Raw genomic sequence first — 14,599 nt, 5'->3', positions numbered from 1 at the left:
GTAAATTATGTTTTCAAGTCTTTTGTACTCATATTAATGGAAATTTCTGCGATATCGCCACTGTATTCAGCAATCCTTTGCAGGCTTTCCACAATGAAGCCAAATTGGTGTGAGTTGGTGTCTACCTGCTTGTTCTTGTACAATGCAGTACCTTCCCGGGAAATTTTCTTTGCATTCTTTATGACCATGTTTGCTTCCATGGGATCGAGATTTGTAAGCAGGGCCATGGACTGCTTGAAAATGGTCTGGACATCTTCTGCCATCTTGAATATGGGATCATCAGGTTCCACTTCATTTTCCATTTCAATCAGGTTCTTTGCAATCCTGACCGCATGGTCTCCGATTCTTTCCATGCTTTTAGTAACAATCCGATAGCCCAGACACTCCCTGGGTCTTTCGATACCGATCTTTTCTGAAAGGTTGCGGTCTTCAATGGCTGCTTTCAGCTGTCTTACAGTCAAAAGGTAAAACCTGTCGATCTCATTGTCCCTGAGGATTATATCCTGGGCAACTTCTTTATCATTTTTCTCAATTGCATCCATTATGTCGCTTAACATTGATGTTAATAGGCCGGACATATTTTGCAGAGCTCTGTGGAGGGAAAGGTCTCTATAGTTGAGCAGGCTTTGCAGCACAAGTTCATGATGACTCTCCTCCACCACTTCAAGACCTACAAGCCGTTTGCGGGATGCATCTTTTATGAATTTACGATCAGCTGCACTGAATCCTTCTTTTGACTCCATTTTGATTATATCATAGCCTGCAAGGTAATGGGAAATAAGTATCCTGAAAATGTCTTCCGGCTCGGCTATAGGAGGCTGATTATACATTTTTCCTTTTTTCGGGACAAGACGATTAATTTCAATTTTGGTCTCGTATCTTTGATTCTTGTTGAGTGTATCAGAGGATATCAGGAGAGAGCTATTATTCTGTGGTGCAAGGATTACGCTATCTCCAGCTTCAAGACCGGCTCCTCTCACCCAGTTTATGGGGAGGGATACTATAAAGGTAGAGCCGCCCGTGAGTTGTACTTTTCTTCTTTCTGACATGATATTTTCCTTTAATTTTCATAAAAATTGAACAATAATTATTTCAGGGGAGGGTAATATTTCCGGAATGCTGGCTGAGTTTACCTGTCATTTTGTCATCATCGATTACTTCGAGATCGATAGTGTAGTTCCCATAAGGGTCGATGTTCATGGGACGTACTTTTTTGCCAGTCAAATTGTAATCATATATTGTAGTACCATTTTCATACCACATTGCCCAGTTGTAACGTACAATCGTACCATCTTCGTCATAGGATTCAGAAGCATCCATTACAATGTAATCTTGGAAATAATGATTCCCTGTTGATTGGTTTACTTTACTTTCCGTCTCAAAATATATTTTTGCAAAAGGAGTTGGAGGGATGTAATTTTTCCTGAAAAAGTTTGTATACATTGACATGATCTTTAATTTCAATACGTCTTTTGTTTCAGGGAAATAATTATTCTGGAACGTCTGGAAAGTAGAGGAGTAATAGATGCGATATTCTGAATTATTATATATGGGTCCGATATATGTAGAATTATTATAATGGGCAGAGTCGTTGAACGTTGAATTTGTATAATTTCTTCCAAAGAAGGTAAGTGTGCCATCCTGATTGAGCGAGTAGTTTCCAGCCTCTTTTATATTTGTGTTATTTGTAGTATTATATAATTCATATTCACAATCGTATGGGTATCCTGCAAGATATGGATGATTCTGAAGCACTAGGGTATAGTTCAGGGAAAGGTTATTCCATTTGTATGTTGTGAGTTTTTCAGATGTGTTCACTACAATATCTTCAAAACCAATGATTATTTTTTTGTTTTTCTTTGCCGGAATCTCCAGCATATTCGTAGAATTATATATTATAGGATATTGAGAATATTCAGCATTATGTTTTATGTAACCATCTTCATTAAGTATTTTGTAATTTTTCGCATAATTATCATTAATTGCAATTGCAGCAATCTTTGAATCTTTAATATCCATATTAAGAACAGTCAAATTTATCATATTCCAGTGAGTAGAGTTCCCTTCAGGATTTATGTCCATGATTTCTAGGTGTTCATTATCTAATGTGGACTGATAAGTTTGCCTTTCAGCCATATCCTTTTGTGCTGAAGATATGATCATGGCCACGCCTGATGCAGCTACGATGGTTACAAGCATCAGAAGTAATGTGCCCATTATTACGGAAACTGCTTTTTTGTCATTTATAAATTGGTTGGCCTTTATATCCGGCATGTCTATTACGTCTCATGGATGAAATATATACCTTTTCAATATATTATATATATACGTATGGATGTATTATAGTTCTACGCCAAAATCTTTAAATCTCTTTCTAGAATACTGGGGGAATAACAATGGTTTTAGCAGGAATCGGTATTAAAGAACTTCCTTCATCCTCTATTATTCTTATTGAAGAAGAGATAGGATCTATAAAAGGTGTGTTTGTACAGCGAACAGCATACAATATGGCAAAGGAAGGAAAAAAAGTACTTTATATTTCCAGTACTCGTTCAGAAGATGAAGTAGTCAATGAGATGAATCTTTTTAAGATGGAAATCCCGGAAAGTATGAAATTAATTGGTAATTCCAAAGCACAGTTGACTCTTATGGAAATATTAAATGCAGAAAAAGCAAAGAAATTCCTGAAAAACCAAAATTTAGATGAATCCGTTGAAGACATGTACAGTTTTGACGTCTTCGTTATTGATACCTATTCTTATTTGTTTATGGATGAAAGTTTTGACAGATGGCTAAGCTCATTTGAACAGATTTTGGAGATCCGGAAAAATGAAAATGCTATTTTCATAATTACTACTGATGTAGGTGTTCTCGAAGAAAGGGTGGAAACTACAATACGTTCTCTTGTGGATGGGATTATCCAGTTCAAGGTGGATAAGACTGGGAATAAAGTAAATCGATACATGCTTATTCCCAAAATGAAGGGTCTACTTCCAATGGATAAAATCGTTCCTTTCAAAGTAACAGGGGAAGGCATTTTGCTTGATGTAAGGGAAAGAGTTGGTTAATCTTCCCCTTTTTTGATTCCTTCATTCAAACATTTTGTCAATATCCGGCTTTTACTGAAGCGGTAGCTTTTGATATTCCAGCCTTGGCTTCTATTGTGTACCAACCATCTGACTTTCCAAGCGTTGGAGCAACAGATACCGTTCCATTGGAATTGGTAGTTTTATTGACCGCTATATGTCCACTGGGAGGACTTATACTGAATTCTACAGTAATATTTTCTGCAGGATTGCCCTGTTGGTCTTTGACACTGAACACGAGGGGGTCAGTTACAGGCATACCAGGTCCTGGCAATTTTTGGTTTCCTCCTGATACTAGTTCTATGGAGTAAGAATCAGCAGGACCTGCTGGCAGTATCAAACTTGTGCATGCCAGATAGCTAACAACTACAAGAACTGCAGTGTGCTTAAAACCATGTTTTATATCTCCTTCTGAGATTTGTCCGATTATAAGTCCGCCAAACGTTGCATTGATCATTATAAGATGGAAAAATCCCAGCTGGAAATCTATATTCGTAATTGCATCACTACCAAGGGCTTCGGAACCTGCACCCTGAATCATTGGAAGTAGACTTGTGGAAAGAAGATATATCAGAAGTACTATTACACCCTGTGCAAGATAAAATATTACGACATATTGTTTGAGGTTGCCTTCCTTTTCTCTCTCTATACCAATAACTGCTCTCATGTCCTCAGACGTGCGTTGCATTAGATCTGCAACATTACCTCCGGTGTATGCAGCCTGTACTATAACATTGTTGTATTTGCTCACAAGTTTACTTTTCAGTTCTTCGGCAACACCTTCCATTGCATATTCAAAAGGATGTCCAAGTACCAGTTTGGTTGCTGCATTTTTAATAGGTTTATCTATAGCGCCCAAATCGCTCTTGGAAAGATCGATAACCGCTTTCACGGGATCGATTCCTCCTCTCATCAATTCGGCCATTTTGAAAAGGAATTCACTGAAAGCAATTTCCTGCTGTCTTAATTTCTTTTTTTGTATGAATGTATCGATAGCAAAAGGTATGATAGCTATAAGTAAAGCGTAGATAATTATATGATCAAGATCTTTTTTTTTCGGAGTCGTCTTTTCCTCCAACAAAGTCTTCATGTCGATATCTGCATTTTCACCGGCAGCCTCGGCTTCCTCTATTTTGGCAGCCAATTCCTTGGCAAGTTTTTCTCTTTCTTCTACAGGTAAATCTGCTAACGAGCCACTAGAACTGTCGGAACCTCCCATGGGGAGAGCATGACCTGCAAATAAAGCACTTGCTAAAAGTAAAAAAGCCAATAATACGGGAATTCCAATGGTGAAATATTCTCGTCTTATATCATAACGGAATATAATCATTTGCCAGTATCTTCTAACCTGAAGCTTGTACTTTTCAAGATTCATATGACACTCCTTGAATATTTCATCCATAAAAGTATAAGAATAAGGATATTAATGAAGGGAAGTATCCCATAGACAAATAAGGTAAATAGGTCATGAGGTGGGATGAATAGTTGCAATCCAAGGGATCCTGAAACGACAATTCCCAAGACCACTAAAACAACACCTAAAACAGCTCCACTCATATATGCTTCACCATATACTGAGAGTGAATCCACAAATTCCTCCTGTGCCTGTCTTCTCATGGCCATGAGTTCATCTGATTTCATCTCAAGATAGGTCTTCAGTCCGCCACCAGATTGCATTGTATTGTTGATATCAATGCAGATCGTTCTGAAAGTTTCGGAGGAAGTGTTGCTTATAAGATAACTCATTGAAGATACGCCATCTTCTCCAAGGAGGTCCACGCGGTAGATTACTTTCATGAACTCTGCGGATATACTTCCGTAATCTTCGATGGAAATACGTCTGATTACATCTAAGGGAGTTGAACCGGCGCTTGCAAGGATGGACATATAACCAAGTGCATATGGCAGTTCTTGGTCTATATTCATGTTTTTTGTGGATATCTTATTATAAAGCATAGATGGGAAACCCACAAGTACAACCATTAGGGCAAATGCACTCAGTAATAGTACGTACAGTATAAAGTATGGGGAATCTTTGAAGAATATTATGGATGCGATCCCTACTACTATAGAGGTTATCAACGCAGTGACAATTGCCATTGACACGAACATTCCCGGTGTCATTTCCATGTCTGCCTGATAGAGCAATTTTGCAATTTCTTCCCGTGGGTCATTATCAATATATCTACCAATGTTATAGCAGAATATCTTGTATTTCTCTAAGTAGCGGTCTACTAAAGAAGACTTTGATTTTTCTTCTTCTGGTGACTCTGGATCACAATAGTTATCGTATGGCATGTTTATGTGATGGATTCTGCCATATTGTCTATGTTTTCAATTTCTTGAAGTGTCATTTCGTCAATTTCTTCTGAAATATTATCTTCAGTTCCATGTTTGTCATGGTCTATCTCTTCCATTATGGCATCTTTGTCCCGGGCATAACGCCTGATTTCACGAACCACATCTTCATATTCCTTTATGTTGTTCTCACGCATCCATTCAAGTTGCCTGGTCCGGTCTTTCATTTCATTCATTAGGTATTCTTCATCCATGCCAAATTCCTCAGTGATGTCCTCAAACATGGCACTGCTTCCACTGAATACAAAAGTGTCATCATGTGCGTTCCATTTGAACACGGGATTGGTAATCAGGTCTCCCCGGTCTGGATCAACTTCTACAAGTTCTACAATACGGACTGCACGGCGGATGAAATGTTCTCCTACTTTGATCATTGAATTGAAAATAATTACATCAGTACTTGAAAAAAGGTTCCTGGGAACATTCATGGGTTCGGATTCAACCCTCGACACAAGTTCTTTCATTGAACCTGCATGGATGGTGCCCATGCAAGGGTGACCCACAGAAATTGCCTGAAAAAGAGTACCTGCTTCAGCTCCACGAACCTCACCTACAACTATGTATTCAGGACGCTGTCTCAGGGCTGCCTTGAGCAGGTCATAAAGCTCGATATCCCCGGCGGATTTTCCATCAGATCCGCTACCGAATCCCGCTCTTGTAACAGATTGGGTCCAGTTTGGGTGCATTAGATTCATCTCTGCCGTATCTTCAATGGAGACAATCTTGTACTCGGGTCTTATAAATGAACCCAGGGCGTTAAGTGTGGTCGTTTTACCTGAAGCTGTACCTCCTGCGGCGAGGATGGCACGTTTGTATTCTACAACAATCCAGAGGTAGGCAAAGACTTCACAGGTGAAGGTTCCATAGTTTATGAGGTCAACTACGGATACCGGATTGCTTTTGAAACGCCTGATTGTAAAGGTCGAGCCTTTTTTTGTAACTTCTTTTCCCAGGGTCAGATTGACACGACTGCCGTCTGTAAGTGTTGCGTCTCTTATTGGCTGAAGAACCGATATGTGCCTGCCTGAGGACTGAGCCATTTTCATAACAAAATTATTCAATTCCAGTTCTTCAAAAATGACGTTTGATTTTATGGAACCATACATACGATGATTTATGTACACATTCATGTCGGGACCGTTGCATGTAATATCTTCAATATAAGGGTCATTCATAAGAAGATCTATTTTGCCAAAACCAGTATATTTTTTAAGTAGGTAATAGAACATTTTTTCATTCTGATAATCTGTCATATTGAACTGATAAATATCAATAATGAACCGGAATCGTTCTCTAAGAGCATTCTTGCGGTCTTTTGGATCTACTACAAGGATATCGGTACTTGTCAATTTTTCAAAGGCACTTTCTATAATCTCAAGATTACGTAATTCTCCCGCACTTAGGGGGGGTTCAATGCATTGATATTCTATTTCCTCGCCGTTGTATTCCACATGAGCATACTGGAAAGGCTCCTCTACAACATAGGTCACATTAACTTCCTTTACATGCACTCCCATTTCGGGTTCTGAAATCGGACCGACATCAAATTCGATTTCTTCCATGTCTTCACAGGAAGGGTTGAGGTATCTTTCAAGAAAGGAATTCAGGCTAAATTTAGAATTGTTTTTATGTTTTTTTCCTTTCCCAGTTTTACTTTCCTTTTCTTCCTTTCCACCAGAGCGTGATATGAGGGATGTAATTTTTGTGGAGATTCCTTTTTCCCCAGAATTTTGTTGTACTTCGGTTTCTTCTTCTGTTATCGGGCTTTCCTTTGATTCCTCATCTTCATTGGATGTACTGGTCTTTTCTTCAGGAGATGGGGATTTTTCGTTTTGGGAATTGTTTGTGGTAGTGTCCTCTTCGGTAGGAATAAATTCATTTTCAGGTCCATCCTCAAAATCTGCTTCTTCGGATTTCTTTTTGATTTTATCCAATATGCCCACGATTGAAACCTCCGTACATCACTTTTCTTTCATCCCATCTTCCTTTTCCAGACAATGAGTCTGGCTATCAGATTGATTATCATGACTATAGCAATCAGTACAAATGCTGCTGCAAAACTTTCACCCGGGTCTACCATATGGGGGAATTCAAAACCGTGGTACACTGTGATTGGCAAGGCGGCTATGGAATCCTGAAACGGATATAGTTTTAAATCAAACAAAAGTCTGCTATCTGAAGCAACTTTGTATTCTGGATAAAATTGTGAGTATCCTGCACTCAAGATTACTACGGCTGATTCTTCAGCTGCTCTCCCAACACTGAGCACAACTCCTGTTAATATACCGGCCATAGCGTAGGGAATAGTGATGTCTCTTATAGTTTGCCACTTTGTGGCCCCTAATGCATAACTTGCATCTTCAATTTCTCCTGGCACGTTCATGATGGCTTCTTCAGTAGCTCTTTCTATAACAGGCAGTACAAGGATTGCAAGAGCAATAATGCCAGAGAGCATGGAAAATCCTCCTGTCACGGTTCGCATGTAAAATACCAAAAATAAGAATGCAAACAATCCAAGCACTATTGAAGGTGTGCCAGAAAGCACGTCGATGAAAAATCTGAAGATTTTGACAAGGTAACCGTCTTTTGCGTATCTTTGTAGGTATATTGCCGTACCTACTGCAAGAGGGGTTGCGAGTAATGTGGATCCCAAGGAGAGATATATACTGCCTATAATAGCATTTCCGATAGCACCTCCAAACCCATCAAAACCGGCTTCAGAAGTAAGCAGAAACTCAGGTGTTATATAAGGTATGCCTGCCATTGCAATCTTGGACAGTATCCCTATCAAACACAGCAACGTGATTGTAATTGCCAGATATGAGATACCAGCAAAGAAGTAATCCTTTAGTCCACGTCTGTTCATGCGTAGTCTTTTCTTCTTACCATTCAGGTAAGGGATAAGTCCGATATGTACTCTCTTTTCCTCGTTCATTTGTTCCCTCCCATTTTCCTTGCTATGGCTACAAACAATATCTCTAATGCAAAGAGGACTGCTGCAACAGCACATAGGGCACTTTTATGCTCGGGTATCGCCACATGATAACCTATGTCATTGAGTATTTTAGATGTCATGGGATATCCGCCACTGAAAATGGAATTGGGGACTTTGGTGAGTATGCCAACTACCATCACAACTGCCATGGTTTCTCCCATTGCTCTCATCATGCCGAGTATAATGGATGAGTAAATACCTCCGGAAGCAGTTGGTAATACTATATTTCGTATTGTTTCCCAGTGAGTCGTCCCCATTGCAAATGAACCCTGGCTATATTCTTTAGGCACACTGCGCATGGCATATTCTGAAATTGATACGATAGTTGGCAGTATCATTATCGTAAGGATCGTTGAGGCAAGCAGGATACTTGTCCCACTTGTAGGTGATGTATCATAAAATATAGATATAAATCCCAGATTATTACTGATAGCAGGTTCAATATATTCTCTAAATAAATTTGAAAGAATCAGGAAACCGAATATTCCATATACAACAGAAGGAATTCCAACAAGCAGTTCGACAAACGGGCGAATCATGTTGGCTGTTTTTTCAGAAGCATATTCTGCTAGATAAATTGCTGTAAAAATGCCTAAAGGTACGGCCATGATCATAGTGAGGAATGTAATTATGATGGTGCCTAGGAGAAATATTCTGACTCCGTAGACACCATCTGTGTAACTCCATTTGTTCCCTGTAAGGAAATTGATAAGTCCCTGGTTTTCAAAGGTAGGATATGCATTTTGAAAGATAAAACCTATGAAAAATATGGTAATCAATGCTGTTAGAATACCGCATAAAAGGAATGTAACGTGTGGAAGATCTGTTTCATCTCTGCTTTTTTGAATGTCTGCAAAAAATGATGTTGTGAAGAGTGATTTGAATTCCATATTTTTTTCTCAGACGTTTTTTAATTAAAAAAGAAGATTTGTGCCGACGCACAAATCATCATTATTTGGGCAGTATTTATTACTCATTAAGAGTGTACATGGACCAGAAACCGGCTTCTGTGAAGCATTCCTGTGTCTCACCGGAGCTTGCCAGAGCAAAGTCGATGAAGTCCTGCTGTTCAGGAGTTGGGTTTCCGAGGGTGAGGTAGTTAAGTGGTCTTGTCATGGCTTGTGGGTAGTCACTTTCGCCTTCAAGAGCAAGTTTAAATTCGTCATCTGCATCTGATATGTCTGCTGTTGAAGTAGCAAGTGGCTGGCAGTTTATACCATTGACTACTACTGCTTCATCATTTAATCCTTGCTGAGCAAATCCCCAGTCGACAAAGCCGATACCGTTTGCGTCATCCTCTACGGCTGCAAGTACGCCTGCATTACCCTTTGCACCTTTTGCATTTGATTCATCGTTGATGAATTCAGCATCCTTGCTTTCAGTTGATCCGTATTTTGAAAGGTATTTTGATACGGTTTCTTCAGTACCACTAGGTTCAGATCTCTGGTAGACTGTGACGTTAATAGTATTTGCTCCTGTACCATCTCCTTCATTTATCTCAGCTGCAGTTATGTTAAGAGCGTCACTGCTAATGTCGATGTGTGCTTTGCCATCCTCATCTGTGGAATTATAAAGTTTCTCTACTGCATATACATCGGTGAAATTGAGACCTGTGCCATTAACATCAACGTTAGAAATAATGGCTACTGCACTTGCACCGATCTGGTGTGACCTGATTTCGGGGTAGACTGCGAGTTCACTGTCTTTGACTGGCCTGGAGGCAGCACCGATGTCACAGAGGTCGAGACCTGTGGAAGATACACCGTCACCGGATCCGGTTCCCATTACGGTTACCTTCATGTTAGGGTGCTGTCTCATATATTTGTCAGCGAGGAGTTCTGAGACTGGCTGTACGGAGGTACTGCCTCTGAGAAGGAGTTCGTTGGCTGTTGCGATGTCGTCTGTAGCACCTGTGGTGTCAGATCCTACGTCGTTGGAAAGGTTGTCCATAATTCCGCCTACTGCTGCAGCGCCAGCGATGGCGACTACAACGAGTACGAGTGTTGCGACGATTGGTGAAACCGCCTCTTCGTTGTTGAATATGTTCTTTAATTCCATGTTTGTTTAATCCACCTATGGTAGTTGGTCGAGCACCAGATGCACCGCACTTACGGGGGTTCGGTGCTCGACCTACAATAAGAAATGTCAGTATATAGCATTTGTACAAAGGATATCTATAAACGCTAAAAAGTATAGACATAGCATTTGAATATATAGTATATCAGATATTCTGTAACATGTAATTTAGGTTAAAAAAGGAAGCATGAAGATTAAAACTTGATTTTGAAAAAGAAGAGGGAAAAGAAAACAAAAAGGATGAATATGTTCTGTACTTATCTTTTCTTCTTTTTCTTCATCAATTTTCCAAGATAGAATTTCGTATTGAATATAAGGCCAAATGCGATAAAGCACACTCCGGCAAAAACCATGATCCCGTAGTCATCAACGAAAAAGGAGATTTCCTTTGGAAAAAGGTTCAGTTTGCCCGTAATACCTGATTCGCCTTCCTTGGGCAAAGTCAGGTTCTTATTTACCGTATAATTATCATTTTTTTCGGGAATTACCTGGGTATCATTCTTGTTTGCAAAATTATCTTCTTCATCCTTTGAAGACGGTTTTTCTTCTACAATAACTTCCTCGGTGTCATTCTCCCAGTTACCTTTGACAGGATTCCACCACTGCTCGATCTCTTCCCCTGCCATATAGAAATTTGTACGCACCTTGCCCCAGTAATTGTTCCGTGCCCTGAATTCAAGTTCTGCATAGGGCAATTCATCGATCTCTTCGGCTGCTTTTATCGTGTAAGAGATTTTTTTGGATTCCGATGGGGGCAATAATACACCTTTGACATTAAGCAGGGTGGAATTGTTTGAAGTAGCAGAGGTCGAAACTTCCCATTCATTCAGTAGGTCACTTCCCTCGATGCTATCTTCAAGGCTCTTATTCACATAGTCATATTTCTGGGGTACAATATCTGAAATATTAGCCCATGCCGGTCTGTCCCCCACATTTTCTGCATGGAGTTGCACGGTGTATTCATTTGCATCCTTATTGTAGGTCAATGCCTTGTCCAGATTGATGTAGGGGCCGTGTACGATGATCTTTGAAGTGGGTGTATTCCATTCCAGTTCTTCTCCGAAAAACTCTGTGCTTACGACCAATTTGCCTATATCATAGGTTCCCGGTTTAAGCGGCATTAGTTTGTGGCTGAAAATGTACTTTTCACCAGCAGCAATTCGGGAATGGGTTCCAGAAGTAGAATTGTCTGTAGCAATTAATCCAGTCGGGATCTTCTGGAACTCCACATTTATATTGTCTACTTCATAATTGCCGAGATTGTAGACGCCTCCTTTTAAGATCACATAATCCCAGAGGTCGGTAACTGTTCCCATTTCCATATGCCAGGGACTTGTATCAATTTCGCCACGATGGTCATCACATTTATCCGGATAATTAAGGGAACGTGTCCCTAGTTTTTGGACAACTCTCAGGTCAGGCTTTACATATTCTTCAGAACATTTGAGGATTATATTCTCTGTGGTGTTGTAATCATCGTAGAAAAAGCCATTATATGTAACCAATGCACTGATATTATAATTGAAATCTTCAGGAGGTGTCTTTTCGTCCCACTTGTCTGCAACTACCGTGAAATTGAAACTTTCCTCTTCATCCGGCTCCATCCATCCAAATCTTTTATGGATGTTTTCTTCATCATCTTCCACACCCCGGTAATCCGTAATCTCCATGCCGCCGGTATTTATCCACATCTCGCAATCTTCAGCCCGGGCATCACCGCTATTTTTGATGGTGAAATATATCGTTTTTTCTTCATCCGGGGCAAATTCGTCCTCTGAGATCTTTATATCGTCTATTGTTTCAGAACTGACCTCTATCTCAATCTCGATCTGCGGTTCATATTTTTCTGCCCTGTAATATTTGAAAGTAGCAGATGGGACCTCTTTCGAATCAACTTTGATATCCTTGAGCTCGACTTTTATTTCATGATTCCATTCAAATGAACGATAATCCTCATTGTCCAGGAGGAGGGCATAATCTTTTACCTCTCCGGTAGCTTTGTTTGCGATGGATATTGAGGTAGATGTAGGGTCTTGTTTGGTGTCAAAATCAACCACCTTAATGATATATTCTGTATCATCAACATTTATGGTGTCTGTTTTTCCCCACTTTATTGTGGTTGACCCGTCGTTTTTCCATTCGATGTATTCATCTATCTCGTCATCAGTATCTGCAAAACATGTGCCTGTGGAAAAGAAGACAAATAAAAGCAAGCAGAGTATTAGAGTAGCAACTGGGTGGGCTTTGTGAGTAGGTGGCGTTTTCATGAAAATGATTCTCCACTTATCGGGAAATCATATAGTATTCCCATATTGCTTTTTATATATCAGGTACAGCAAAAGCAGAATACCAACTCCTGCAAGGAGTGGACCATCCAGATAACCCATTTCACCAGACGGTGAGTATAGACAGGTCGAAAAGAGGGAATATGCTGCCAACATTGATGCTACGAACAACCCGTTCATCTTGCTCATAATTACTTATGTGGCTATTTTCAGATATAATGTTTATACAAATGAAATAAAAGGCTATTTTGGAAATATATAGTAGTGTATATTCAGGTTGAATTGGGATTTGTTATCAGTGTGTGGATAAATGCTCCAATTGCAACTACTATTGAAATTCTGGACATTGTGAATACCATATTGGAGTAAATAGGATTGAGTACATACCATGAAAGGCCGCCCAGGATATGAGTAAGGCTCATCATTAGCAGAATATATACGCCTATTGAATAGATCTCGCTATCTTCAAGGTTTTTCAAAATTAGGTATCCTCCGATGTAGTAAAATGTAAATGTGGCCATCATGTAGGGTATGAAGATATCATTGCGCAGCGCAAAAAGCAGCGTCGGGCTGTACTCGTATTTCATTATGGTTGAAAGGTCCGGAGCAAAATAGAAGGTAAAGAAATAATCAATCAGAACAGCAAAACTAAGTATGAGGGGTAATAATTTATAATTGTGATAGATCGATTGTAAGTTCGGAAAGGTTTGCTGCATAAGCATTTATCCTTTTTATACTGTCCAGCGGGATGTTTATTGGTACCCCTTCTTCATGTAGGTGGTTTATAGTGTCAATTTGATCTTTATATTCTTTTAAGATATATTGAGTATTCACACCTTTCAAATAACAATATTCTGTAGTGTCAATTTGTTCATTATATTCTTTTAAGATATTATTTGCTTCTTCTTTGTTAATATATTTGAATGCTTCATAACTTCTTCTCAGGTATGAATTTGATTGTATTAAAAACTTATTAATAATCGTCAATTTTTCTTTATCTATAGGGTTCCTCATAATATAGGAAGCAATTTTTCTAGTATGCTGGGCTATGTGTCTAATTTGGTCCCCGGCAAGCCGATAATAGAAAGCCTGTATCAGGTTCAGATGGTCGTAATCAGAAATTTTATTGAGGCGCAGGCGATCTATAAATTGTTTTGAAATAAGCATATGCATCCGGTCTGTATCTGCATTGCGGATCATAACATATTCTATTGTATCCCTGTCATTGTTCTTTAGTGCATATGCCAGGTCATCTATCATCGTTGATGTGATGGCAAACATTCTTTGCAACCCCTTCTCGAGGGTGAATTCATCACCGTCAAGAAGGTCCTGGATTATCAAGCAGGTCTCATTTGAATCGATAATTTCAAGACCCACAAAATCATGGCAGAAATCAACCACTTCATTGTAGGTTTCTTTAGGAATATGGTCGCTCCTTACTTCCATTATATCGTGATTGCCCAATATGTATGTGGCAATGAGGTCTCGTTTGAATCTTTGGATATCGCCATTAAGGTGTAAGGTCTTTTTACCCTTCTCTTCACTAATTGAGGTGGGAGTAATTAGGAGGGCTCCATTGTCCTGCAGGTTAAGCTTTACCTGTGAGCCTGCATACAGGTTGGACCTTGTTGCCCATTTTTTGGGCAGTGTCATTATATATGTTGATTTTCCCGTTACCTGGATTTTCCTGGTTTCCATCTAATATGCAGAAATCTCTTTTTGTATAAGTAATTCTCTCTAATTTAGATATTAGTAATAATTTATTGTTATGTATGTTTATTTTCACCATAAATATATAG

The 14,599-nt window shown here is 39.4% G+C and carries 13 protein-coding genes; 1 reads left to right on the top strand and 12 read right to left on the bottom strand.

The features are described 5' to 3' along the window. Positions 1 to 5: 5 nt before the first annotated feature. Together BHR79_RS09970 and BHR79_RS09965 are read right to left on the bottom strand one after the other, a co-directional pair. Positions 6 to 1,049: a phosphate signaling complex PhoU family protein gene (locus tag BHR79_RS09970; protein WP_072562169.1), complete on the bottom strand. Its 1,044-nt coding sequence runs from the start codon at positions 1,047 to 1,049 to the stop codon at positions 6 to 8. Positions 1,050 to 1,092: 43 nt separating this feature from the next. Further along, positions 1,093 to 2,274: a hypothetical protein gene (locus tag BHR79_RS09965; protein WP_072562168.1), complete on the bottom strand. Its 1,182-nt coding sequence runs from the start codon at positions 2,272 to 2,274 to the stop codon at positions 1,093 to 1,095. A gap of 122 nt (positions 2,275 to 2,396) precedes the next feature. Here BHR79_RS09965 and BHR79_RS09960 point away from each other — a divergent pair, with 122 nt between their 5' ends. Beyond that, complete coding sequence (locus BHR79_RS09960) at positions 2,397 to 3,068, top strand: RAD55 family ATPase (protein WP_072562167.1); 672 nt, start codon at positions 2,397 to 2,399, stop codon at positions 3,066 to 3,068. Between the two features lie 37 nt (positions 3,069 to 3,105). On the opposite strand, the gene BHR79_RS09955 is transcribed toward BHR79_RS09960, so the two are convergent. From BHR79_RS09955 to BHR79_RS09915, 10 genes are all read right to left on the bottom strand, one after another. Then, positions 3,106 to 4,461 carry a type II secretion system F family protein gene (locus BHR79_RS09955; RefSeq protein ID WP_072562166.1) on the bottom strand — a complete coding sequence of 452 codons (1,356 nt, stop codon included), beginning with the start codon at positions 4,459 to 4,461 and terminating at the stop codon, positions 3,106 to 3,108. After that, the gene (locus BHR79_RS09950) at positions 4,458 to 5,384 is read right to left on the bottom strand and encodes a type II secretion system F family protein (protein WP_072562165.1); all 927 of its coding nucleotides are present in this window, start codon (positions 5,382 to 5,384) and stop codon (positions 4,458 to 4,460) included. The genes BHR79_RS09955 and BHR79_RS09950 overlap by 4 nt, the downstream gene beginning before the upstream one ends. Before the next feature lie 2 nt (positions 5,385 to 5,386). Next, complete coding sequence (locus tag BHR79_RS09945) at positions 5,387 to 7,387, bottom strand: type II/IV secretion system ATPase subunit (RefSeq protein ID WP_072562164.1); 2,001 nt, start codon at positions 7,385 to 7,387, stop codon at positions 5,387 to 5,389. 29 nt (positions 7,388 to 7,416) lie between these two features. Next, positions 7,417 to 8,379, bottom strand: coding sequence for a phosphate ABC transporter permease PstA (gene pstA / locus BHR79_RS09940; RefSeq protein WP_234970424.1), 963 nt, complete (start codon positions 8,377 to 8,379; stop codon positions 7,417 to 7,419). Further along, positions 8,376 to 9,329, bottom strand: coding sequence for a phosphate ABC transporter permease subunit PstC (gene pstC, locus BHR79_RS09935; RefSeq protein ID WP_072562163.1), 954 nt, complete (start codon positions 9,327 to 9,329; stop codon positions 8,376 to 8,378). The genes pstA and pstC overlap by 4 nt, the downstream gene beginning before the upstream one ends. Positions 9,330 to 9,408: 79 nt before the next feature. Next, positions 9,409 to 10,497, bottom strand: a complete 1,089-nt coding sequence (locus tag BHR79_RS09930; protein ID WP_072562162.1) for a substrate-binding domain-containing protein — start codon at positions 10,495 to 10,497, stop codon at positions 9,409 to 9,411. Positions 10,498 to 10,772: 275 nt separating this feature from the next. Beyond that, a complete protein-coding gene (locus BHR79_RS09925; RefSeq protein WP_072562161.1) occupies positions 10,773 to 12,782 on the bottom strand; it encodes a COG1361 family protein in 2,010 nt (669 codons plus the stop codon). Between the two features lie 27 nt (positions 12,783 to 12,809). Beyond that, a complete protein-coding gene (locus BHR79_RS10595; protein ID WP_143743556.1) occupies positions 12,810 to 12,989 on the bottom strand; it encodes a hypothetical protein in 180 nt (59 codons plus the stop codon). Positions 12,990 to 13,072: 83 nt separating this feature from the next. Further along, positions 13,073 to 13,387 (bottom strand): hypothetical protein, encoded by a 315-nt coding sequence (locus tag BHR79_RS09920; RefSeq protein ID WP_234970422.1) that lies wholly within the window; start codon positions 13,385 to 13,387, stop codon positions 13,073 to 13,075. Positions 13,388 to 13,469: 82 nt separating this feature from the next. Then, positions 13,470 to 14,498 carry a phosphate signaling complex PhoU family protein gene (locus tag BHR79_RS09915; protein ID WP_072562159.1) on the bottom strand — a complete coding sequence of 343 codons (1,029 nt, stop codon included), beginning with the start codon at positions 14,496 to 14,498 and terminating at the stop codon, positions 13,470 to 13,472. Between the last annotated feature and the right edge of the window lie 101 nt (positions 14,499 to 14,599).

Source organism: Methanohalophilus halophilus (assembly GCF_001889405.1).
Classification (GTDB): Archaea; Halobacteriota; Methanosarcinia; order Methanosarcinales; family Methanosarcinaceae; genus Methanohalophilus; species Methanohalophilus halophilus.
This window is presented reverse-complemented; position numbering and strand designations above follow the sequence as displayed.

Bases quoted from the DNA above. Each gene is read 5' to 3' on its own strand.
- BHR79_RS09970 (WP_072562169.1), bottom strand. From the start codon at position 1,049: ATGTCAGAAAGAAGAAAAGTACAACTCACGGGCGGCTCTACCTTTATA.
- BHR79_RS09965 (WP_072562168.1), bottom strand. From the start codon at position 2,274: ATGCCGGATATAAAGGCCAACCAATTTATAAATGACAAAAAAGCAGTT.
- BHR79_RS09960 (WP_072562167.1), top strand. From the start codon at position 2,397: ATGGTTTTAGCAGGAATCGGTATTAAAGAACTTCCTTCATCCTCTATT.
- BHR79_RS09955 (WP_072562166.1), bottom strand. From the start codon at position 4,461: ATGAATCTTGAAAAGTACAAGCTTCAGGTTAGAAGATACTGGCAAATG.
- BHR79_RS09950 (WP_072562165.1), bottom strand. From the start codon at position 5,384: ATGCCATACGATAACTATTGTGATCCAGAGTCACCAGAAGAAGAAAAA.
- pstA (WP_234970424.1), bottom strand. From the start codon at position 8,379: ATGAACGAGGAAAAGAGAGTACATATCGGACTTATCCCTTACCTGAAT.
- pstC (WP_072562163.1), bottom strand. From the start codon at position 9,329: ATGGAATTCAAATCACTCTTCACAACATCATTTTTTGCAGACATTCAA.
- BHR79_RS09930 (WP_072562162.1), bottom strand. From the start codon at position 10,497: ATGGAATTAAAGAACATATTCAACAACGAAGAGGCGGTTTCACCAATC.
- BHR79_RS09925 (WP_072562161.1), bottom strand. From the start codon at position 12,782: ATGAAAACGCCACCTACTCACAAAGCCCACCCAGTTGCTACTCTAATA.
- BHR79_RS10595 (WP_143743556.1), bottom strand. From the start codon at position 12,989: ATGAGCAAGATGAACGGGTTGTTCGTAGCATCAATGTTGGCAGCATAT.
- BHR79_RS09920 (WP_234970422.1), bottom strand. From the start codon at position 13,387: ATGAAATACGAGTACAGCCCGACGCTGCTTTTTGCGCTGCGCAATGAT.
- BHR79_RS09915 (WP_072562159.1), bottom strand. From the start codon at position 14,498: ATGGAAACCAGGAAAATCCAGGTAACGGGAAAATCAACATATATAATG.